Origin of the sequence: Streptomyces sp. enrichment culture (assembly GCF_964272895.1) — a bacterium.
Classification (GTDB): Bacteria; Actinomycetota; Actinomycetes; order Streptomycetales; family Streptomycetaceae; genus Streptomyces.
Genome location: NZ_OZ186832.1, coordinates 259,684 through 280,833, shown reverse-complemented (window position 1 = coordinate 280,833; position 21,150 = coordinate 259,684). Strand labels below are relative to the sequence as shown.

Here is a 21,150-nt window from a genome sequence, read left to right as displayed (position 1 = left end):
TCGGGCCGCCGGGCCGACCGGCAGGGCCTTGGGGCCGCCCGGGTGACCGCACGGATCCTCCGAGTCGGCCGGGCGGGCCGCACGGATCCCCCGAGTCGGCCGGGCGGGCCGCACGGACTCGGAACCGTGTGCCGGTGCGCGTCCCCCGAGGCGCCGATCGCCGGCCGCCGACGCGGGTGCGCAAACCGGATTCCTCGCCCTGGTGCCACGACAACCGGCTCGGGTGTAGATCGTCCCGCAGGGGATACGCGCATGTCGTGGAGCTGTCAGCTGTCGTACGCGAGACCGACCGCGCGGTGACGCGGCGGACGGGCGAGGGCGTGCCGACTCCGGCGGGTCGGGTGTTGTCGCTGGTGGAAGAGGCTGCCGAGAGCGCCAAGCTGTGGTGCGGCGCAGCGGTGGTGATGGCCTCGTTCGGCGGGTGGCGGGGGCGCCGGGCGGCGGCCGCGGGCCTCACCGCGCTCGTGGTGGCGCAGGTGGCCTCCAACGGTCTGGGCAAGCAGCTCGCCGACCGGCCCCGACCGCCGAAGGAGTGGTTTCCGCACGACGAGGTCGAGGACCGTCCCGGCTCCTCGTCGTTCCCCTCCGGTCACACTGCGGGGGCGGTCGCCTTCAGCGTCGCCGTCGCGCCGGGCTGGCCGGCCGCCGGTGTCGCACTGTCGGTGCCGACGATCATGGTGGCTGTCGAGCGGGTCCAGTCGGGTGCCCACTACGCCGGCGACGTGGCCGCCGGCGCCGCCATCGGACTGCTCAGTGCCTGGACGGCCCGGCACGCCCCGCGCCTGCTGTGGCGGGCCCTGCGAGCCTGACGCACCGACCCCGGCCGGGGACCGCCCGGAGGCGCCGGCGGACCCTCGCCGCACGAGTCGTCATCGGGCGCCCGGCCCGGCCTCGACGGCGTGCCCGGCCTGTCCCTGGGACGAGTGTCGGGGTGGTCCGGCGGGTCAGGGGTTCACCCAGGCGTCCGGAGCCTCGGTCAACGCGGCCACGTCGGGAGGGAGTTGGGCGGACGCCACGTCCGCGAGCGACACGCCGTCGAGGATCTCCCGCACGTTGGACCGCAGGGCGATCCACAGGGGCAGCAGTGACTCGGCGGGGCCGGTGTAGGACAGCTCGGGCGGGCGGACCCCCCGTACCGAGACCAGGGGGCCGTCCACGACGCGGATGACGTCCGCGATGCTGATGTCCTCGGCGGGCCGGGCCAGACGGTAGCCGCCGTTGCCCCCGCGCTGACTGAGCACGAGGCCGCCCCGGCGCATGTCGTTGAGGATGCCTTCGAGGAACTTGTGCGGAATGTCCTGGGCGTCGGCGATCGCCTCGGCCTTCAGGGGGCCGTCGTCCCGCGACGCGGCGAGTTGCAGCGCGGCACGTACCGCGTAGTCCGCCCTGGCTGAGATCCGCATGCCCCCATTATCCCGTACGGCTCGGGGTCGGCGTCCGCCACGGCTCACGGCGCGGATCGGCGCGGACGGGCGTGGATGAGCGTGGATCGGCGCGGCTCTGTCGGCGGACCGGGCCCGGTGCGCCCGTCCCACCGTGCTGTCCGCGGGCAGCCGCGAGACCTCCCGTGGGGAGCCGGGAGGTGCGGCGGGCCCATGGCTCATGGAGCAGCAGGACCCGGGTGGGCGCCCCCGGGGGAAGGGGAGCCGCTGTGCACACCATGCAGCACAATCAGGCCACTGCGGAAGACTGCGGCCGAAAGTAGTGCCTGAGGCATCGTCAGGGGCGGCACCTCCGATGGAGTGCGGCACTCCGTCCTGCGGTACGCGTGCTTCATTAGAGCGGAACGCGATGGATCGGGCCGAGGGTGGGTGCCTGTCACCACGTCTCGTCCAGTCGTCACGCAGCCGGCGCTTCCGGGGGCGTGAGAGAGGGAGTTGTCGATGTCCATCGCAGACCGCAAGCCGGAGTCGGGTCAGTCGAGTTCCCCCGCCGGGCGCGAGACGGGCCAGCTGCTCGAACTCGCCATGGGTTACCTCTACTCGGCGGCCCTGAGCAGCGCCGCACGTCTCGGCATCGCCGATCACCTGGCCGACGGCCCGCGCACGGTCGAGGAACTCGCCGCGGCGACGAGAACCGACGCCGGACACCTGTACCGGCTCCTGAGATACGTCGCCACCAAAGGCGTCTTCCACGAGGACGAGACCGGCCGCTTCCACCTCACCCCCCTCGCGCAGCCGCTGCGCTCCGGCGTGCCCGGCTCGCTGCGCGACACCGTGATGGTGTACACCGAGGCCCCCTTCTGGGAGCCGACGGGCCGTCTCCACGAGGCGGTGAGCAGCGGCGCCACCGTGTTCGAGAAGCAGTACGGCACCCCCTTCTACCACTACGTCGCCACCGACCCGGAATTCGGTGCGGCCTTCAACTCCAGCATGGCGGCCGCCTCCCAGGCCATGAGCAACGGCATCACCAGGGCCTTCGACTTCTCGCAGGCCAAGACGGTCGTCGACGTCGGCGGCGGGCGGGGCGGTCTGCTGCGGTCCGTCCTGCAGCACAACCCGCACATGACCGGCATCCTGTTCGACCGCGAGAACGTGGTGGCCGAGCACGTCCTCGACACCCCGGACCTCGCCGGCCGCTGGAAGGCCGAGGGCGGTGACTTCTTCGTCTCCGTGCCCTCCGGAGCCGACGTCTACCTCCTCAAGCATGTGCTGGCCAGCTGGTCGGACGAGGAGTGTGTGCGCATCCTGCGGACATGCCGCGACGCCATGCCCGCGCACGGGCGGCTGCTGGTCGCCAACCCCATGATCCCGGCGGGCAACGAACCCCACTTCGGCAAGACGATCGACATCCTGATGATGACCGTCCTCAACGGGATGAACCGCACCCGCGCGCAGTACGAGGAGCTGCTCAAGGAGGCGGGATTCAAGATCGTGCGCTTCCTGGAGCCCTCGCCGCAGGCCGCGGTGCTCGAAGGGGCCCTCGCCGGCTGACCCGTCCGGGGCGGGCGTGTCCGGTTGCGCCACGGAGGCCCCGTCCAGGTCGGTCCCCGCCGCACTGCGGCCGTGCCCCCGCCGCTCGTCGCCGTGCCACCCCCGACCGCTCCCGCCACGCCCCGCCGCCGTGCCCCGCCCGGCAGGGTCACACCCGCCGCCCCCTCCGGGCCCACCCGCACTCAACCGCCCCCTCCGGGCCCGCGTGCCCCGGTCCGCATAGCCCCACCCGTTCCCCCCGAGCCCCCTGGCCGCTCCCGCCGCACCCCGCCACCGTCCCGCCCCGCCCGTCCTCAGCCCCCACCCGCCCCCCACCGCTCCCGCCGCCCCACACCCTGCCCGCCCCGCCACCCTGCTCAGCCAGCCCCGCCCCGGCCCCCGCCTGGTCCGCCCGCCCGCGCCGCCCCCTCCGCCCGCCGCCCGAAATCGTGCCGTGCCGGTTTTGCGCGCAGCATGGAAGACACGGCCCGAACCAGACGCCCCCAGGGTGTGCTGAGGAGGGAGCTGCAGGATGGGTGCGGACGAGCCGGTTCCCGGCGAGGAGCCGGACCGCCGGGCAGGGACGTCGCCGCCGGGCGGGCTGCTCGACCTGCTCGGGGTGGCCGCGGTCGTGGTGGACACCCGCGGGCGGATCGTGTTCTGGAGCCCGCAGGCCGACGACGTGTTCGGCTACAGCGCCCAGGAGGCGCTGGGCCAGTACGCGGCGCGGCTGATGGTGCACGACGAGCACCGTGACCTGGTGATCAGGCTGTTCGACGAGGTGATGAGCAGCGGGGCGAGCTGGGCCGGGGTCTTCCCGATCCGGCACAAGGACGGCGGCACACGGCTGGTGGAGTTCCGCAACATGCGGCTCCTGGACGACCTCGGGGACGTGTACGCGCTGGGCATCGCCGCCGAGCAGTCCCGGCTGCGGCGGGTCGAGCGGGACGTGGCCCTGTCCGAGCGGCTGGTGTCCCAGGCGCCGATCGGCGTGGCCCTGCTGGACACCAGCCTGCGCTATCTGCTGATCAATCCCGCCCTGGAGCGCATCAACGGCGTGCCCGCGGCCGACCACATCGGCCGCCACCCCCGCGACATCCTGCCGCACATCGACATGGACACCATCGAGTCCGCGTTGCGGCAGGTGCTGCTGACCGGCACCCCGCTCATCGACCAGTACACCGTCGGCCGCACGCCGGCCGACCCGGAGCACGATCATGCCTGGTCGGTGTCGTGCTACCGGCTCGAAGGCCCCAGCGGACGGGTGATCGGCACGGCGATCACGGTCATCGACGTCACCGAACGCCACGAGGCCGCGATCGAGGCCGACCGCGCCCGGCGCCGAATCGCCCTCATCGCCGACGCCTCCGCCCGGATCGGCACCACGCTGGAGGTGGAGAAGACCGCCCAGGAACTGGTCGGGGTGACCGTCCCCGTCCTGGCCGACATGGCCGCGGTCGACGTCCTCGACGCCGTCCTGGCCTTCCGCCGCGCCGGCGACTCCCACGAGGGCCCGGAACTGTTCCGCGCGCTCGCCGTCGCCTCCGCCTACCCCACCGAGGCCACCGCCGCCGCGGACAAGGTCGGCGACCTCTCCATGTACGCGGCGGACCGGCTGATCACCGAGTGCGTCCACACCGGGCGGCCCGTGGTCGTGGCCCACACCGGCAAGAAGGACCTGCAGCGCATCGCCCCCGACCCCGACTCCGCAGCGGCCTTCGCGCGGGCCGGCGTGCACTCCTACCTCGCGGTGCCGCTGATCGCCCGCAACGAGGTCCTCGGCGCCTTCGACCTGATGCGCGCCCGCAACCCGCTGCCGTTCGACGAGGAGGACGTGATCCTCGCCGTCGAACTGGCCGCCCGCGCCGCCGTGGCCATCGACAACGCCCGCTGGCACGAGAGCGTGCGCAACGCCGCCGAGACCCTCCAGCCTAGCCTCCTGCCCGGCCGCCCACCGCGGCTCACCGGACTGGAGGTCGCCTCGCACTACCAGCCCGCCCAGGCATCGCACGAGGTCGGAGGCGACTGGTACGACGTCATCCCGCTGGCCGACGACAAGACCGCCCTCGTCGTCGGTGACGTCATGGGCAACGGCATCGACGCCGCCGCCACCATGGGCCGCCTGCGCACCGCCACCTGCGCCTACGCCGACCTCGACCTCGCCCCCGAGGAGGTGCTCCTGCACCTGGACAAGATCACACAGGGTCTGGAGCACTACATCGCCACCTGCCTGTACGCCGTCTACGACCCCCACCGGCGGCAGTGCCACATCGCCAACGCCGGCCACCTCCCGCCCGTCCTCCACCCCGCGCACCGGCCCCCCGAACTGCTCGACCTGCCCACCGGCGCCCCCCTCGGCGTGGGCGGCGTCGCCTTCCGCACCACCACCTTCGCCCTCGACCCCGGCGACCGGCTCCTCCTCTACACCGACGGCCTCGTCGAAACCCGCCAGCACCCCATCGACGAACGCCTCGACACCCTGCTGCGCGCCCTCGCCCACGAACGCCGCCCCCTGGACTCCACCTGCGAGTGGCTCCTGCACACCCTCCGCCACCCGGACGACCACGACGACGTCGCCCTCCTCGTCGCCGAGACCACACCCTGAACACGGACCGTCACGAACGGCGCCGGTCCGCATTCCCCGGCGCGGACGGACGTGTGCCGGCGCATCGGAGCCGAGGAGGTCGAGGACCGGAGGGCGACCGTACGGCGCTAGCGTCGCCCGCATGATCGTATGGCTCAATGGCACCCACGGCGTGGGTAAGACGACGACCAGCGCGCTCGTGCAGCAACTGATCCCCGATTCGCGGGTGTTGGACGCCGAGAAGGTCGGTGAGACGCTGATGGACATCAAACCGACGCTGCCCTGGACGGGCAACTTCCAGGACTGGGCGCCGTGGCGGCCGCTCGTGGTGGAGACCGCGCGCCGCGTCCTCGACTACACCGGGGGCACTCTGGTGATGCCCATGACCGTCCTGGTCGAGGAGTACTGGAGGGAGATCAGCGCGGGTCTCGCCCAACACGGCATTCCGGTACGGCACTTCGTCCTCCATGCCGACCAGGAGACCCTGCGCGGGCGCATCGAGCGGGACCCCGACATGGGTCCCTCCGCCTTCCGGCTGGCGTATCTGGAGCCGTACGCCGAGGCCGCCCGTGCCTGGCTGCACGCCGAGGCCGAGGTCGTCGACACCACGCGCCTCACGCCCGCCGAGACGGCCCTGCGGATCGCCGGGGCCGCAAGCGCCGAACGAGCCGCGCGAGGCAGGTGAGGGTGCGGAGCTCGGGGCAGGAGTGACGGGCGCCACCTCTCCTGATCCCCCCGGCGCCGTCCAGGTGTGCTACGGTTTTGGAGTTGCAGTTGTGGTACCCATGAACCTATGTGCGCCTGACGGGAATGTTTCTCCTTCAGGCGCATTTGTTTTTCCGGCGTCTCCGGATGGGGCCTCTGCCTACAGAAGGAGAAAAGACATGGCACAGGGAACTGTGAAGTGGTTCAACGCCGAAAAGGGTTTCGGTTTCATTCAGCAGGACGGCGGCGGCCCCGACGTCTTCGCGCACTACTCGAACATCGCGACGCAGGGCTTCCGTGAGCTCCAGGAGGGCCAGCGGGTCTCCTTCGACGTCACGCAGGGCCAGAAGGGCCCGCAGGCGGAGAACATCGTCCCCGCCTGATCGCCGGACGCGCGTCCACTCGCCGGGGTCCGCACCGTGACGGTGCGGACCCCGGTTTCTGCCGTTTTCAGGAAGGCGAATCACTGCATGCCCCGCAGACCCCAGAAGCAGAACCGGCGCGCGACATCGTCACCGCCGCCCGCCTCGCCGCCGAAGGACTTCCGGCTGCCGGAAGGAACGACCCCCGCACTTCCCGCCGTTGAGGACTTCGCCGCTCTGGACATGCCCGCGGGGCTGCTGAAGACCCTCACCGCACAGGGCGTCACCACGCCCTTCCCCATCCAGGCCGCCACCCTGCCCAACTCCCTCGCCGGACGCGACCTGCTGGGCCGGGGACGCACGGGCTCCGGCAAGACCCTCGCGTTCGGACTGGCGCTGCTGGCCCGTACGACCGGACTGCGCGCGGAGCCCAGGGCCCCGCTCGCCCTGGTGCTGGTGCCGACCCGCGAGCTCGCCCAGCAGGTGACGGACGCCCTGACCCCGTACGCGACCGCGGTGAACCTGCGCGTGGCCACCGTGGTCGGCGGGCTGTCCATCACGAAGCAGGCGGCCACCCTGCGGCGCGGCGCCGAGGTGGTCGTGGCGAGCCCCGGCCGGCTCAACGACCTCGTCGACCGCGGGGACTGCGTACTGGACGACGTGCGCATCACGGTGCTCGACGAGGCCGACCAGATGACCGACATGGGCTTCCTGCCGCAGATCACCAAGCTGATCAAGCAGGTACGGCCCGACGGGCAGCGCATGCTCTTCTCGGCCACCCTGGACCGCAACATCGACCGTCTGGTCCAGCAGTTCCTGACCGACCCCGTGGTGCACTCCGTCGACCCGTCCGCCGGCGCGGTGACCACGATGGAGCACCACCTGTTCCACGTCCTGGACGAGACCGACAAGAAGGCCGTCACCACGCGCATCGCCGCCCGTGACGGCCGGGTCATCCTCTTCCTCGACACCAAGCGGTCGGCGGACCGGCTCGCCAAGCGCCTGCTGGCCGTCGGCGTCCGCGCCGCTGCCCTGCACGGCGGCCGCAGCCAGCCGCAGCGCAACCGCACCCTGGAACAGTTCAAGAACGGCCAGGTCACCGCACTGGTGGCGACGAACGTCGCGGCGCGCGGCATACACATCGACGATCTCGACCTCGTGGTGAACGTCGATCCGCCGGCCGACCACAAGGACTATCTGCACCGCGGCGGCCGCACGGCCCGCGCGGGAGGTTCCGGCAGTGTGGTCACGCTGGTGCTGCCCGAGCAGAAGCGGGACGTCACCCGGCTCATGTCCGACGCGGGCATCCGCCCCCGGACCGCCCGCATCAAGTCGAGCGACGAGGAACTGGCCACCATCACCGGCGCCCGCGAGCCCTCCGGCGTGGCCGTCACCATCGAGGTCCCCCAGCCGGCGACACCGACGGGGGCCGGCGCCGAGCGCAAGTCCGGCGCCGAGTCCGCGCGGCGGTCCGGCCGCCGACGCCGCAGCGGCGGCGGTGCCAAGGCGACGACAGCCACCTCCACCGGAAGCCGGGGTTCCGAGGGACGGCGGGGTTCCGACGGCGGCCGCGGGGCTGAGGGACGGCGGGGCTCCGCGGGAACCCGAGGCTCCGAGGGCAGCCGCGGGTCCGGGAGCAGGCGAGCGTCCGAGGGGAGCCGGGGTGCCGAGGGGAGCCGCGGCTCCGACCGCCGGGCCGCGGCCTCCGGTGGCGCCCCCGCCACGGCCGGTGGACGCGCCACCGCCCGCCGCGCAGGCGCCGGCAGCGGATCCGCCGAGACGCCCGGACGCGGTGCGAACCGCCGGTCCAGGGGCCGTGGGGCGACCGGGTCCGCCTCCGGGTGACGACCGGCACCCGACCGTGACCCCGTAGCGAAGCGACCGTGACCCCGTAGGCGAAGCCGGTGACGGCGGCCGTGATGTCCCCGAGGCGGCCGCCTCCCTGCCCCACCACGCCAACCGGCCCGCTCCACGACCCCCGCCCCCCCGCGCCACCTGAACCACCCCTCGGCGCCCGAACCGCCCCGCCTCCGGGCAAACCCCGCGTGCCTCCATGCGCCGCTGAATTCCCTCTCCCAGGTGGACTCCGCGGCGCACGGCACCGCAGGGACCGCCGCGGCCGTTGAATGTCCGGCATGAGGCTGACGAGGACGCTCTGCGCGGCGGCGGCGCTCCTGGCGGTGGCGACCGCCGGACCCCCTGCCCACGCGGCCCGAGCGAATCCCCCCAAGATCCCCACCGTCTTCCTGGGCGACGCCTTCGTCGCCGGATGGGGCATCGCCCCCGTCGACCCGGGCGCCCTGCTCTGCGTACGGGCCAAGGAGAACCTTCCCGACGTCGTCGAGGACCAACTGGCCGACCAGTCCATCCTGTTGGACATCACCGCCGACGTGTCCTGCGCGGGCGCGGCCCTCCACCACGTATGGCAGGAGCAGGATCTCGGCGGTGGTGAGGTCGCCGCACCGCAGAAGCGGGCCCTGACGAAGCGGACGGAGCTCGTGGTGGCCGGACTCGGAGCCGGAACCGCGGGGTGGGGGCAGATCCTCAAGCAGTGCTCGCAGCGCCTGCGCGGCACCGAGGGCTCGCATCTGCCGGACCTCCCCGTGGACGCCGGGTCGCCCGCCGGACAGTGCGCGGCGTACTTCGCGAGGGGTGTCGGCGCGCGCTGGCTGGAGCAGCGGTTCGAGCAGACCGGCAAGGACCTAGACAAGCTGTTCTCCGAGATCGCCAGTGAGTCGCCCTCGGCCAGGACGGTCCTCGTGGGCTATCCCCGCCTCGTCCCCGAGGACCGCGGGCGCTGCCGCACTCCGCTCCCCGACAGCGCCGAACGGCCGCTCGCGGACGTGCCGGAGAGCGCATGGGACTTCCTCGACAGCAAGGTGCAGGCCCGCCTCAACTCGCTGATGGCGGCCAAGGCCGAGCAGCACCACGCCCACTTCGTCGACCTCTACGCCACGACCGGCACCGCCACCGCCTGCGACGGCACCGACCGCTCGGCCGGTGGACTGCTCGAACCCTCCGCGGTGACCCTCCTGCATCAGAGGCTGCCGTGGCTGCTGGCGGCCAACGAGACCGGCCGCGACGGCAACGGCGACACCGTCGCCCAGTCGATCGCGGCGATGTACGGCCGTGGCCCCGCCTGACCTGACGGCCCGCCTGGATGGTGATCCAGGTCACATCCGATCATGCGGTGCGGAGGTGTCCCGTCTTCATGGGTGAGAGCGGCACCCAAGGAGACACCATGAAGATCTTCGTCGCCGGAGCGTCCGGCGCCATCGGCGGCCACATCGTCACCCAGCTCGTGGCACGCGGCCACGAGGTCGTCGGTACGACCCGCTCGGCCGCCAGGGCCGACGCCCTGCGCGCGCTCGGCGCCGAGCCGGCCGTCGTCGACGCCCTCGACCCCGAGTCGGTGGCCGACGCGATGGCCAAGGCCGAGCCCGAGGTCGTCGTCCACCAGCTCACCGCGCTGAGCGGGCCGGTGAACATGCGGCGGATGAAGGAGATGGCCGCGGCCACCAACCGGCTGCGCACCCAGGGCACCGACCACCTGGTGGCCGCCGCCCGCGCCGTGGGCGTGCGCCGGTTCGTGGCGCAGAGCAACGCCATGTGGATGGAGCGCGCGGCGGGCCCGGTCGTCGACGAGAACGGCCGCCTTGAGCCCCACCCCCCGGCGGACGCCGAGGAGGGAGTGGCCGCCCTGCGCCACCTGGAGGACTCGGTCACCGGCATCACCTGGGCCGACGGCATCGCCATCCGCTACGGCTGCTTCTACGGCCCCGGCACCGGCATCAGCTCCGCGCCGGACGCGGTCTTCGCCGGTCAGATCCGCAGGCGGCAGTTCCCGGTCATCGGCAGCGGCGCCGGCATCTGGTCGCTGGTGCACATCGCCGACGCCGCCTCGGCCACCGTCGCGGCCGTGGAGCGCGGCAGGCCGGGCATCTACCACGTCGCCGACGACGACCCGGCCCCCGTGAGCGAGTGGCTGCCGTACCTGTCCCGCGCACTCGGCGCCAAGCCCCCTCGCCGCATCCCGGGCTGGCTGGTCGGCGCCGTGGCCGGCCGGGCCGCGGTGGATATGATGACGCGCGCCCCGGGGATCACCAGCGAGAAGGCCAAGCGCGAGCTGGACTGGGCGCCGCGGTACGCGAGTTGGCGGACCGGGTTCACCCAGGGATTGGAGTAGCTCGCGATGTCCGTCGCGGACCTGTACGGCGAACTGCGACCGCGGGCGTTCGCCATCGCCTACCGGATGCTCGGCAGTGTCAGCGAGGCCGAGGACGTGGTCCAGGAGGCGTTCCTGCGGATGCACCAGACCCTGGAGCGGGCGGAGCCCATCGCCTCACCCCACGCGTACATCGCCACTCTGACGACCCGTCTGGCCATCGACCAGCTGCGCTCGGCGCGGGTACGGCGGGAGAGTTACGTCGGTGAGTGGCTGCCGGAGCCGCTGCTGGACGACCCGACCCCGGCCGAACAGGCGGAGGCCGCCGACTCGTTGTCGCTGGCCTTCCTGGTGCTGCTGGAGAGTCTTTCACCGCACCAGCGGGCCGCGTTCCTGCTGCGCGAGGTGTTCGACTATCCGTACCCGGAGGTCGCCGAGATCGTCGGCACCGACGTGGACAGCGCACGCCACCTGGTCGCCCGCGCCCGCCGGCACCTCCGCGAGCGCCGCCCGCGCTACCACGCCTCCCGGCGCCGGCGCGACGAACTGACCCGGCGCTTCTTCGCGGCCGTCGAGGAGGGCGATCTGTCCGCCCTGGAGACGCTGCTGGCCGAGGACGTCTCGCTGCACGGCGACGGCGGCGGCAAGGTCCCCGCGCTGGGCCGCGTGGTCGCCGGCCGGCAGCACGTGGCCCGGACCTTCCTCGCCGGAATGGCCGCGTGCGACCGCCTCGGCGGTCACCTCCGCCTCACCGGGATCAACGGCACGCCGGGCGCCATGGTGTACGACGCGCGTGACCGGCTGGTCGGGGTCATCAGCCTCGACATCGCCGACGACCGGATCCGCGCGATCCACTCCGTCGTCAACCCCGACAAGCTCCACCACCTCCAGGGGGCCGAGGACCCCGGCGCCCGGCGGATCACGCCGGGCCCGCCCGCCCGATAAGGTGCCCGGCATGGCCGAACTCGGATCCGTCGTCTGGCCTCCTGCCCCGATCCGGACGGAACGGCTCGTGCTCCGCGCGTCCGAGGCGCGGGACCGCGCGGCCTTCGTCGAGCTGTTCGCCTCCCCGGAGGTGGGCACGTACATCGGGGGCGCCCGGCCGCGAGAGGAGCTCGACCGCGCGATGCCGGAGGTGCCCGGCCGGCGCCCCGGCCTGTTCGTGACCGAGCTCGACGGAGCGATGATCGGCATGATCACGTTCGACCGGCGCGACGCCGGGCAGCCGGGACACGTCCGCCCGGACGCGGGGGAGGCCCAACTCGGCTGTCTGTTCCTGCCGCACGCGTGGGGACACGGGTACGCCGTCGAGGCGTGTACGGCGGCCCTCGACTGGTTCACCGGCGCGCTCCCCGGCGAACCCGTGGTGCTCTGCACCCAGACCGTCAACGCCCGCGCGATGCGCCTCGGGGCCAGGCTGGGGTTCACCGAGGTGGAACGGTTCGAGCAGTTCGGCGCCGAGCAGTGGTTCGGCGTGCGTTCCGCGCTCACGCCGCCGGGATGAGCTGTCGTACGGCCGGAACGGGACGGCGGGTGGCGAAACGCCTGGATCAACGGTGAGGTGTCCACCGGAAACGAACTAGGCTCTGTCCGGAATTGCCCTTTTCGTGCCCCCGGGCTTCCCGGAATGGAGACGCAAATGCTTCGGACACCGGTGTGCGGAGTGCTCGGCATCGACGTGCCGATCGTCCAGGGGCCTCTCGGCGGGCCCTGGCGGCAGAGCATGGAGCTCGCCGCGGCCGTGAGCGATGCCGGGGCCCTGGGCAGCGTCCCCACCACGTTGCGCACGCCGGCGCAGGTCCGTGAGGACGTCGCGCGGTTGCGGGACCTCACCGACCGGCCGTTCGCGGTGAACATGACGCGGCGGCCGTTCGACCCCGAGATCTTCGACGCCGTGATCGCACTGGCCCCGCGGGTGTTCTCCTTCGCCCTCGGTGAGCCGGGTGACCTGGTGGCGCGCGTCCATGACGCCGGAGCGGTGTTCCTCCAGCAGGTCACCACCGTCGAGCAGGCGCTGCGCGCGGCCGAGGCCGGGGTCGACGTCATCAGCGCGCAGGGGACCGAGTCCGGTGGGTTCAGCGGGCAGGTCAGCACGATGGCGCTGGTCCCTCAGGTCGTCGACGCGGTGAGGCCGCTGCCGGTGCTGGCCTCCGGCGGCGTCGCCGACGGCAGGGGGCTGGCGGCGGCGCTGGCCCTGGGCGCGCAGGGGGTCAACATCGGCACCCGGTTCCTGGCCTCGGCCGAGTGCGCGATCCCCGACGAGTGGAAGGCCGACATCGTCTCCGCCGCCAGCCAGGACGCCGTCAAGGTGCAGTTCGTCGAGCATGTGCTGCCGGGGCCGACCGAGGGCGGGTACGAGACCGTGCCCCGTTCGCTGCGCACCCGCTTCGTGGAGGAGTGGAACAGCCGGCCCGAGGCGGCGGCGGCCTCCGCGGAGGCGTTGCGGAACCAGATGATGACGGCGATGCGGGACGGCACGGCGTACGAACTGATCCCGCTCACGGGACAGACGGCGGGCCTGATCCACGACGTGGCACCGGCCGCGGACCTCGTCCACCGGCTGGTCGCCGAGGCGGAGACGGCGTTGCGCGACCTGGCCGGTCTGGTGCGGACGACGGAATAGCCGCCTCTCGTGGCCGCGCCCAGTCGGTCTGTGGGAGCGTCCGCTCGTACCCCCCAGACCTGGTGCTCGGTCAAGCGTTTGAGGCGGCGTCAGCGGTGACTCGTTCGCGTGATGCGATCACCCGATCGCCGCACACCCCCTTCTCCGACCTCGTTCGTTATGCGGACGTGAAAGGGGCAGGTGGCTTGGAGAAAGGATTCTTCCGGTGCTCGGCGATCCCGGTGGGGTGACGAGCGGCCGTGGTGTCTCCGGGCTGTCGGATGGTTTTCCAAACGAGATCAGGACGATGACGAGCGAACGTCTGCGGGCCGGTGTGCGAGGGGCATGCCGGGAACGGTCCGCACCGGTGCCGGCGTCCGGGTTCCGCGCTCTGGGCAGATCGATTCACGACGGTACGAAGGAACCCCATGGACTGGTACGGCAACAGGGAAAGTACGTATGTCCCGCAATTCCCCCAGAGGTTGGAGCACGACACGCCGGCCGGGTACGACGGCGTCCCCATTCCCGCCCAGCAGTCCTGGGAAGAGGGCGGGCCGGACACCACGCCGGGCCGGCGGGGACTTGAGGAGGAACTGGCCGAGATGCTGGCCGCGGCGTCGCCCCCGCGGCCGACGGCCGCGAGTGGGAGCCGGCCGCCGTCGCGCGGCGACCGCAGGCGGACGCGGCCGACATCGCCGCTCCTGATCGCCGTTCGACGCATCAACCAGGTGACGGTCCTGTTCGCCGTCATCGCCGTGTGCGCGGCCTGTCTGCTGGGCTGGTCCATCACCTATACCTACGGCCAGCTGCGCACGATCGCCGAGTTCGTCCTGCCCTCGCGGCTGGCGCAGTGGTGGCCGCTGACCGTGTACGGGCCGTGGTTCGTCGCGGCCCTGTCCATCCTGCGGGCGACCGTCCAGCATCAGGCTGCGCCGCGCTCCTGGGGCGTGCTGCTGGTGACGTCCGCGATGGCGGTGGCCCTGTGCGTCAGTCACTCGACCGGCTCGGTGCTGGCCTATGTGACCCTCGGCATCCCGCCGATCACCGCCCTGGTGTGCTTCTGGGAACTCGTCGGACAGGTCTCGTCCAAGCACCGCGGCCGCAAGGGGGCGCATGCGCCGCGCCCCAAGAGGTGAGGCCGTCGCCGTGGGCTCCTCCGAGTGCCCGCACACCTGTCGGCGCGGCCGCTAGCGGAGAAACCATTCTTCGGGCTTGAGGTGCGCTGACCTGTCCGGTGCGGCGCGGGGCTCCTTGACGCAACCGCGCCGCAGCCGACGGGGGTTCGTCACCGGGCCCACGCCGCACTCGACGGGGGCTCGTCACCGGGCCCGCGCCGCAGCCGACGGGGGTTCGTCACCGGGCCCACGTCGACTGGGCCCGGCCCACACGCGGCGCGGCATGGATCGATCCCGCGCTGCTGGCCCCGCGTCTGCTGGCCGCGGGCCACACGCCCGCCGAGGCCGACGCGATCGCCGGTACCTTCCCCTCCTGGAAGCGGGCCGATGCCCGCGCGAAGGCGGCCTTCGCGGCGGCCGACGCCCGTCTGTGGCGCGAGAACGCCGACGACGACCCCACCGTAGAGAAGTACCGGATGGCCCGCAGCGCCGCCGCGTTCGCGGCCTTCCTCGCCGACCGCTGACCCTGGGCCGCTCGTGCGCGGCGTGCAGGCGCGTCCGCGCGTCGGCCCGCCGCGGACAGCGCGTAGGAGAGTCTGCGACGGCCCCGGCGCCGGCCGCTGCCCGGCGCCGCCCATCCTCCGGCCGACCTCTCACCTGGAGCACCGCACCGTGTACCGCCGACCGACCGCCATCTCGGCACCGCCCGGCAGATCGACGCCACCGAACGAACCCGGCACCGACTCCCTCGACATGCCACCGCCCCGCACCGCACCCCCGCAGACCCCGGCCGCACCGGCCTGCACAGCGCGGGCGGCCTTCGACGCGCTGTACACCGCCGCGGCGCCCGCGCTCGTCCAGCAGGCGTATGTGCTGACCGGCTGCCGCCGCCTGGCCTTCGAGGCCGCCGAGCGTGCCTTCCACCGGGCCTGGGAACGCTGGCCCGAGGTCGCGCGCGACCCCGACCCCGAGGGATGGGTGCGCGCACGGACCCACGAGCACGCACTGGCTCCCTGGCAGCGTCTGCGGCACCTGCTCGGCCGCCCCGCACCCCAGCCCGCCGACCCGGTTCTGCGCGCGCTGCTGGACCTGCCGCCCTGGCAGCGCCGAGCGGCGGTGCTGTGCGACGGCCTCGGCCTCGACGTGGACGAGGCCGCCGTCGAGACGGAGGCCACCGTCGCCGCCACCAACGCCAGACTGCGGCACGCGCGTGCCGCCATGGCCCGGCAACTGCCGCACAGCGGCGCCGACGCCGCCCGGCACGCCCTGAGAACCCGCGTCCAGGACGTGTCCGTCGCCACGCTCGCCCAGCCCTGGTCCGTTCGTGCCACAGGCGAGCGTCGCGTCCGTACGCTCACCCGCGCGGTGTTCGCGACCACGGCGGCCCTCGTCGGGGCCGTCACCGTCACCATCGCCACCGCGCCGGCTCCCGACGAACCCGTCGACAGCCGGTGCCCCGCCCACCCACGGCACACGGCACCGGCGGCGACCGGCCGGTAGACGCGTGCCGTCGCCGGTGGCCTCCCGGAGCAGCGCGTGCCGAGAATGGAAGGAGTCGCTCCCCGGTGCGGTTCCGGGAGGGAGCACGCGTATGAAGGATCCGGTCGTCGTGGGGGTGGACGGAGCCGCCTCCGGCCTCGTGGCGGTCGATGTCGCGGCCCGTGAGGCGCGCCTGCGCGGGGCGCCGCTGCGGATGGTGCACGCTCTCGGCCCTCCTGCGGGAGCGGCCGCGTGGCGGCGCGGCCTGAAGCCGCTGGCGCGCGGGGTCCTGGCACGGGCCGAGGGACGGGCGTGCGCGGCCGCGCCGGGCCTGGAGATCTCGCGCTCCGTGGTGGCGGGGGACCCGCGCCAGGTCCTGGAGATCGAGTCCCGCTCGGCCGCCCTGGTGGTGCTGGGCACGGCGGCCGTCTCCGGTTCGGGCGGGCTGCCGCTGGGCTCCACCGCCGCGCATCTGGCCGTGCACGGGCACTGCCCGCTGCTGGTCGCGCGCGGCCGGGTGGCGGCGAGCGGTCCGGTTCTGGTGGCGGTGGACGGCTCCCCGGCGGGGGAGGCGGCGGTGGCGTTCGCGTTCGCCGAGGCCGCGCTGCGCGAGGCGCCGCTGGTGGCGCTGCATGTGTGGAACAGCTGGAGCGAGCACGCCTACGAAGGCGCCGGTGACCCGCTGACCGCCGTGGTCAGCGATGTCGAGCACGTACGCGCGGCCGAGCAGCGCCTGCTGCACGAGACGGTGGCCCGCTGGCAGGAGTTCTTCCCGCACGTGGCCGCCGAGCGCCGCGTGATGCGCTCGCGCATCCGTACCGCTCTGATCGACGCCAGTGGTACCGCGCAGCTGATGGTGGCCGGCGCCGGCGGCCACGGCGGGCTCACCGGACTGCTGACCGGCTCGGTGGGCCAGGCGCTCCTGCGGCACGCCCAGTGCCCCGTCGCCGTCGTACGGGGCGGCAGGCCATGAGCCGCCGCTTGTCCCGAAGCCGGCCTGCCGTGCGGTGATAGGCCGCACTTATCACCTCATCGAAAAGGAATCTTTGACTGCTCCGGCAGGAAAACAAGAATGGTCACTCGGCGGAATTCCGATGACCGCCGGAGAAGAGGCAGACGCCACCATGAGCAGCATCGAGGATCCCGGCGACGACCTGTCGGTCACAGCGCCCAGGACCTGGGCGGCCGGGGTTCCCGCGGTCGCCCACGCGCTGCGGTACTCGCTGGAGCAGACCTCCGCCAGGCGCACCGCTCTGACCTTGCTGAACGTCAACCAGGCCAAGGGCATCGACTGCCCCGGCTGCGCCTGGCCGGAGCCCGCGCCGGGCAAGCGGCATTTGAACGAGTACTGCGAGAACGGCGCCAAGCACATCAGCGACGAGGCGACCACGCGCCGCGTCACCCGTGCCTTCTTCCGCGAGCACGCGATCGCCGAGCTGGGCACGAAGTCGGACTACTGGCTGAACCAGCAGGGCCGGCTGACCGAACCGATGGTCAAGCGGCCCGGCGCCACCCATTACGAGCCGATCGGCTGGGACGAGGCGCTCGATCTGCTCGCCGGTGAACTGAGGAACCTGGCGTCCCCGGACGAGGCACTGTTCTACGTGTCGGGCCGGCTGAGCAACGAGGCGGCGTTCCTGCTCCAGCTGTTCGCCCGCGCCTACGGCACCAACAACCTGCCCGACTGCTCCAACATGTGCCACGAGTCCAGCGGCTCCGCCCTGACGCAGACGCTCGGAGTCGGCAAGGGCAGCGTGTCCCTGGACGACATCCACCGCAGTGACCTCGTCCTCGTCGTGGGGCAGAACCCGGGCACCAACCACCCGCGGATGCTGTCGGCCCTGGAGGAGACCAAGCGCAACGGCGGCCAGGTCGTCGCCGTCAACACGCTGCCCGAGGCCGGGCTGATCCGGTTCCGCAACCCGCAGAAGGCGCGCGGTGTCATCGGCCGCGGCACGGCGATCGCCGACCAGTTCCTGCACATCCGCGCCGGTGGCGACCTGGCCCTCTTCCAGGCCCTGAACAAACTGCTGTTGGAGGCCGAGGACGCCGCGCCCGGCACGGTCCTCGACCACGCGTTCATCGAGGAACACACCACCGGCTTCGCCGAGTTCGCCGAGCACGCCCGCAAGGTGTCCTGGGACGACATCCTCACCGCCACCGGGCTGCCGCGCGAGGAGATGGAGCAGCTCTTCGAGCGGGTGCTGAACAGTGACAGCATCATCGTGTGCTGGGCGATGGGCGTCACCCAGCACAAGCACGGCGTCCGCACCATCCGCGAGATCGTCAACTTCCTGCTGGCCCGCGGCAACATCGGCCGGCCCGGCGCGGGCGTCTGCCCCGTGCGCGGTCACAGCAACGTCCAGGGCGACCGCACCATGGGCGTGTGGGAGCGGATGCCACAGAGGTTCCTGGACGCCCTGGAGGCCGAGTTCGGCTTCACCCCGCCCGCACACCACGGCCTCGACGCGGTGGGCGCGATCCGGGCCATGCGAGAGGGCCGCGCCAAGGTCTTCCTCGGCGTCGCCGGCAACTTCGTGCGGGCCGCGCCCGACAGCGAGGTCACCGAGGAGGCCATGCGCCGCTGTCGGCTCACCGCCCACATATCGACCAAGCTCAACCGGTCACACACGGTGTGCGGCGAGACCGCGTTGATCCTGCCGACACTCGGCCGCAGCGACAAGGACGTGCAGAACGGCGTCGAGCAGTTCGTCACCGTCGAGGACTCCATGAGCGAGGTCCACGCCTCCCGCGGCAAGCTGCCCCCGGCCTCCCCGCACCTGCTCAGCGAGGTCGCCATCGTCTCCCGGCTCGCCCGCAGGACGCTCGGCACCGCACCCGACCTGCCCTGGGAGGACTTCGAGGCGGACTACGGCACCATCCGCGACCGCATCTCCCGTGTCGTACCCGGCTTCGAGCGCTTCAACGAACGCGTGGCCCGCCCCGGCGGCTTCAAGCTGCCCAACCCCGTGAACGCGTACGCGTTCCCCACGCCGAGCGGCAAGGCCGTCTTCACCCGCAACGACTTCACGATGCCGCACGTCCCCGAGGGGCACCTGCTGCTGCAGACCCTGCGCTCGCACGACCAGTGGAACACCGTCTGGTACGCCCCCGACGACCGCTACCGGGGCATCCACAGCGCCCGCCGCGTCGTCCTGGTCAACCCCGCCGACCTGGACGAGCTCGGCATCGAGGACCGCGCGAGGGTGGACCTGGTCAGCGTGTGGCACGACGGCAGGGAGCGCCGCGCGCCGGACTTCACGGTCGTCGCCTACCCCGCAAGCCGGGGCTCCGCCGCGGCCTACTACCCGGAGACCAACGTCCTCGTCCCCCTGGACAGCGTCGCCGACATCAGCAACTGCCCCACCTCCAAGGGCGTCGTCGTCCGGCTGGAACCGGCGCCTGCCGCCGCAGCACCCCGTGGGGAGCGATAGGCCATGGGGCGAGTGACATCGCGGCGACGCGTGCTGCGCATCCGGGACGGGGTCCCGGACCACCGCCCGGACACCCTCGCCGCCGAGGAACCGATGGAGATCAGGGTCGGCGGACACCCCCTCACCGTGACCATGCGCACACCGGGCGACGACTTCGACCTCGCCGCCGGATTCCTGGTCGGGGAGGGCGTGCTGCACCGCACCGGCCAGGTGGCCGGCATCCGCTACTGCGCGGGCGCCACCGCGGACGGCACCAACACCTACAACGTGGTCGACGTCGCCCTCGCCGCAGGCGTCACACCCCCGGACGCCTCCCTGCGGCGCAACTTCGCCACGACCTCGTCCTGCGGCCTGTGCGGCAAGGCGAGCCTGGACGCCGTCCGCACGGTCGCCCACTGGACCGTGGCCGACGACGACCTGCGCATCGCGCCCGAGCGGCTGGCCGGACTCCCGGAGCGGTTGCGCGCCGCGCAGAAGGTGTTCGACAGCACCGGCGGACTGCACGCCGCCGGTCTGTTCTCGGCCGAGGGCGAGCTGCTGTGCCTGCGGGAGGACGTGGGCCGGCACAACGCCGTCGACAAGGTCGTCGGACACGCCCTGCGCGAGGGCCTGCTGCCCCTGCGCGGCACGGTCCTGCTGGTCAGTGGGCGGGCATCGTTCGAGCTGGTGCAGAAGGCGGTCATGGCGGGGATCCCGGTGCTCGCGGCGGTCTCCGCGCCCTCCTCCCTCGCCGTCGACCTGGCCGCCGAGAGCGGGCTGACACTCGTCGGCTTCCTGAGGGGCAGCTCGATGAACGTGTACAGCGGCGCCGAGCGACTGGCGGGACAGCCGGTCAACTGAACAGCGGGCTACGGGCGCGGGGCGCCGGGCAGCCGCTCCAGGGCCGCGGCCACGTCCGTGCGCCGGGCGACCTCCCGCAGGGCCCGCGCCATCACCGAGCCCGGCTCGCGGGCGGTGACCACCAGGCCGACCGGCACGCTGTGCTCCGGCTCCACGAGCGGAACGGCGCGCATGCCGGGCGGCACGCCGAACACATGCAGCCAGGCCCGCGGTACGACGCTGGCCCAGCGGCCCGTGCGTACATGAGCGAACAGCGTGGCGACCGAGTCGGTCTCCACCCGCGGCGAGGGCCGTACGCCGGCCTCGGCGAACACCGCGTCCAGCACACGGCGGCCCTGCATCGCCTCGGTCAGCAGGCACAGCGGCAGCCGGGACGCCTCGGCCCAGGTCGCCGTCGAGCGCCGGCCCAGCCCGTCGGCGGACGTGATCAGCAGGGCGTACCGCTCCTCGTAGAGCGGCACCGTGTGGAACTGCTCGCCCACGCCCTCGTGCAGATAGGTGATCCCGGCGTCGATCTCGAAGTTCCGCAGCTGCCGCAGGATCTCGCGGGACTGCATGTCCGCCGTCACCTCCACGGTGACCAGGGGATGCGCCGCACAGAACGGAGCGGTCAGCAGCGACACGGCGCCCGAGGCCGTCGGCACCGAACCGATCCGCATCCGCCCGCTGAGCCCGCTGCGCAGCGCGTCGACCTCGTCCCTCATCGCGTCACGGTCGGCCAGGATGCGCTGCGCCCACACCACGATCCGCTCGCCCTCGGGCGTGAGCCCCTCGTATGTCCGGCCCCGCCGCACCAGCGGCACGTCCAGTTCCTCCTCCAGCTTGCGGATCGCCTCCGACAGCGCGGGCTGGGAGACGTAGCAGGACTGGGCGGCACGGGCGAAGTGGCGCTCACGGGAGAGGGCGACGAGGTACTCCAGTTGGCGAAACAGCACGTCAAGGGTCTACCCGA

Annotated in this window: 18 protein-coding genes; 16 read left to right on the top strand and 2 right to left on the bottom strand. The window is 72.9% G+C overall.

All coding sequences use genetic code 11. From position 1 onward, the window contains the following. Positions 1 to 257: 257 nt before the first annotated feature. A complete protein-coding gene (locus ACSU6M_RS01115) occupies positions 258 to 809 on the top strand; it encodes a phosphatase PAP2 family protein (protein ID WP_437066192.1) in 552 nt (183 codons plus the stop codon). Positions 810 to 944: 135 nt separating this feature from the next. On the opposite strand, the gene ACSU6M_RS01110 is transcribed toward ACSU6M_RS01115, so the two are convergent. Then, the gene (locus tag ACSU6M_RS01110; RefSeq protein ID WP_437066190.1) at positions 945 to 1,403 is read right to left on the bottom strand and encodes an RrF2 family transcriptional regulator; all 459 of its coding nucleotides are present in this window, start codon (positions 1,401 to 1,403) and stop codon (positions 945 to 947) included. A gap of 480 nt (positions 1,404 to 1,883) precedes the next feature. Here ACSU6M_RS01110 and ACSU6M_RS01105 point away from each other — a divergent pair, with 480 nt between their 5' ends. From ACSU6M_RS01105 to fdhD, 15 genes are all read left to right on the top strand, one after another. Further along, positions 1,884 to 2,933 carry a methyltransferase gene (locus ACSU6M_RS01105; protein WP_437066188.1) on the top strand — a complete coding sequence of 350 codons (1,050 nt, stop codon included), beginning with the start codon at positions 1,884 to 1,886 and terminating at the stop codon, positions 2,931 to 2,933. 511 nt (positions 2,934 to 3,444) lie between these two features. Then, entirely contained in the window at positions 3,445 to 5,517 is a 2,073-nt protein-coding gene (locus ACSU6M_RS01100) for a SpoIIE family protein phosphatase (protein WP_437066186.1), read from the top strand. Positions 5,518 to 5,638: 121 nt separating this feature from the next. Then, complete coding sequence (locus tag ACSU6M_RS01095; RefSeq protein WP_437066184.1) at positions 5,639 to 6,181, top strand: AAA family ATPase; 543 nt, start codon at positions 5,639 to 5,641, stop codon at positions 6,179 to 6,181. 199 nt (positions 6,182 to 6,380) lie between these two features. Beyond that, positions 6,381 to 6,584 (top strand): cold-shock protein, encoded by a 204-nt coding sequence (locus tag ACSU6M_RS01090; RefSeq protein ID WP_023544341.1) that lies wholly within the window; start codon positions 6,381 to 6,383, stop codon positions 6,582 to 6,584. Positions 6,585 to 6,671: 87 nt separating this feature from the next. After that, complete coding sequence (locus ACSU6M_RS01085) at positions 6,672 to 8,408, top strand: DEAD/DEAH box helicase (protein WP_437066182.1); 1,737 nt, start codon at positions 6,672 to 6,674, stop codon at positions 8,406 to 8,408. A 290-nt stretch (positions 8,409 to 8,698) separates the two neighbouring features. Next, on the top strand, positions 8,699 to 9,706 hold the full coding sequence (locus ACSU6M_RS01080) for an SGNH/GDSL hydrolase family protein (RefSeq protein ID WP_437066181.1): 1,008 nt from the start codon (positions 8,699 to 8,701) through the stop codon (positions 9,704 to 9,706). 98 nt (positions 9,707 to 9,804) lie between these two features. Further along, positions 9,805 to 10,749 (top strand): NAD-dependent epimerase/dehydratase family protein, encoded by a 945-nt coding sequence (locus ACSU6M_RS01075; RefSeq protein ID WP_437066179.1) that lies wholly within the window; start codon positions 9,805 to 9,807, stop codon positions 10,747 to 10,749. A gap of 6 nt (positions 10,750 to 10,755) precedes the next feature. Further along, positions 10,756 to 11,673 carry an RNA polymerase sigma-70 factor gene (locus ACSU6M_RS01070; RefSeq protein ID WP_437066178.1) on the top strand — a complete coding sequence of 306 codons (918 nt, stop codon included), beginning with the start codon at positions 10,756 to 10,758 and terminating at the stop codon, positions 11,671 to 11,673. A gap of 10 nt (positions 11,674 to 11,683) precedes the next feature. Next, positions 11,684 to 12,232, top strand: a complete 549-nt coding sequence (locus ACSU6M_RS01065; RefSeq protein WP_437066177.1) for a GNAT family N-acetyltransferase — start codon at positions 11,684 to 11,686, stop codon at positions 12,230 to 12,232. Between the two features lie 135 nt (positions 12,233 to 12,367). Continuing rightward, positions 12,368 to 13,351: an NAD(P)H-dependent flavin oxidoreductase gene (locus ACSU6M_RS01060; protein WP_437066176.1), complete on the top strand. Its 984-nt coding sequence runs from the start codon at positions 12,368 to 12,370 to the stop codon at positions 13,349 to 13,351. 461 nt (positions 13,352 to 13,812) lie between these two features. Further along, a complete protein-coding gene (locus tag ACSU6M_RS01055) occupies positions 13,813 to 14,466 on the top strand; it encodes a DUF2637 domain-containing protein (RefSeq protein ID WP_437066174.1) in 654 nt (217 codons plus the stop codon). Between the two features lie 651 nt (positions 14,467 to 15,117). Beyond that, positions 15,118 to 15,945 (top strand): hypothetical protein, encoded by an 828-nt coding sequence (locus ACSU6M_RS01050; RefSeq protein ID WP_437066173.1) that lies wholly within the window; start codon positions 15,118 to 15,120, stop codon positions 15,943 to 15,945. A 91-nt stretch (positions 15,946 to 16,036) separates the two neighbouring features. After that, positions 16,037 to 16,897 (top strand): universal stress protein, encoded by an 861-nt coding sequence (locus ACSU6M_RS01045; protein ID WP_437066171.1) that lies wholly within the window; start codon positions 16,037 to 16,039, stop codon positions 16,895 to 16,897. A 151-nt stretch (positions 16,898 to 17,048) separates the two neighbouring features. Then, positions 17,049 to 19,358, top strand: coding sequence for an FdhF/YdeP family oxidoreductase (locus ACSU6M_RS01040; RefSeq protein ID WP_437066168.1), 2,310 nt, complete (start codon positions 17,049 to 17,051; stop codon positions 19,356 to 19,358). Positions 19,359 to 19,361: 3 nt separating this feature from the next. Then, a complete protein-coding gene (gene fdhD / locus ACSU6M_RS01035) occupies positions 19,362 to 20,198 on the top strand; it encodes a formate dehydrogenase accessory sulfurtransferase FdhD (RefSeq protein WP_437066166.1) in 837 nt (278 codons plus the stop codon). Between the two features lie 8 nt (positions 20,199 to 20,206). Here the strand turns inward: fdhD and ACSU6M_RS01030 are convergent, their stop codons facing one another. Next, positions 20,207 to 21,133: a LysR family transcriptional regulator gene (locus ACSU6M_RS01030; protein ID WP_437066164.1), complete on the bottom strand. Its 927-nt coding sequence runs from the start codon at positions 21,131 to 21,133 to the stop codon at positions 20,207 to 20,209. Positions 21,134 to 21,150 lie beyond the last annotated feature (17 nt).

What these genes read in the sequence shown, in the direction of transcription:
- ACSU6M_RS01080 (WP_437066181.1), top strand. Translation starts at nt 8,699, where the DNA reads ATGAGGCTGACGAGGACGCTCTGCGCGGCGGCGGCGCTCCTGGCGGTG.
- ACSU6M_RS01105 (WP_437066188.1), top strand. Translation starts at nt 1,884, where the DNA reads ATGTCCATCGCAGACCGCAAGCCGGAGTCGGGTCAGTCGAGTTCCCCC.
- fdhD (WP_437066166.1), top strand. Translation starts at nt 19,362, where the DNA reads ATGGGGCGAGTGACATCGCGGCGACGCGTGCTGCGCATCCGGGACGGG.
- ACSU6M_RS01075 (WP_437066179.1), top strand. Translation starts at nt 9,805, where the DNA reads ATGAAGATCTTCGTCGCCGGAGCGTCCGGCGCCATCGGCGGCCACATC.
- ACSU6M_RS01070 (WP_437066178.1), top strand. Translation starts at nt 10,756, where the DNA reads ATGTCCGTCGCGGACCTGTACGGCGAACTGCGACCGCGGGCGTTCGCC.
- ACSU6M_RS01045 (WP_437066171.1), top strand. Translation starts at nt 16,037, where the DNA reads ATGAAGGATCCGGTCGTCGTGGGGGTGGACGGAGCCGCCTCCGGCCTC.
- ACSU6M_RS01090 (WP_023544341.1), top strand. Translation starts at nt 6,381, where the DNA reads ATGGCACAGGGAACTGTGAAGTGGTTCAACGCCGAAAAGGGTTTCGGT.
- ACSU6M_RS01095 (WP_437066184.1), top strand. Translation starts at nt 5,639, where the DNA reads ATGATCGTATGGCTCAATGGCACCCACGGCGTGGGTAAGACGACGACC.
- ACSU6M_RS01085 (WP_437066182.1), top strand. Translation starts at nt 6,672, where the DNA reads ATGCCCCGCAGACCCCAGAAGCAGAACCGGCGCGCGACATCGTCACCG.
- ACSU6M_RS01100 (WP_437066186.1), top strand. Translation starts at nt 3,445, where the DNA reads ATGGGTGCGGACGAGCCGGTTCCCGGCGAGGAGCCGGACCGCCGGGCA.
- ACSU6M_RS01040 (WP_437066168.1), top strand. Translation starts at nt 17,049, where the DNA reads ATGAGCAGCATCGAGGATCCCGGCGACGACCTGTCGGTCACAGCGCCC.
- ACSU6M_RS01060 (WP_437066176.1), top strand. Translation starts at nt 12,368, where the DNA reads ATGCTTCGGACACCGGTGTGCGGAGTGCTCGGCATCGACGTGCCGATC.
- ACSU6M_RS01065 (WP_437066177.1), top strand. Translation starts at nt 11,684, where the DNA reads ATGGCCGAACTCGGATCCGTCGTCTGGCCTCCTGCCCCGATCCGGACG.
- ACSU6M_RS01110 (WP_437066190.1), bottom strand. Translation starts at nt 1,403, where the DNA reads ATGCGGATCTCAGCCAGGGCGGACTACGCGGTACGTGCCGCGCTGCAA.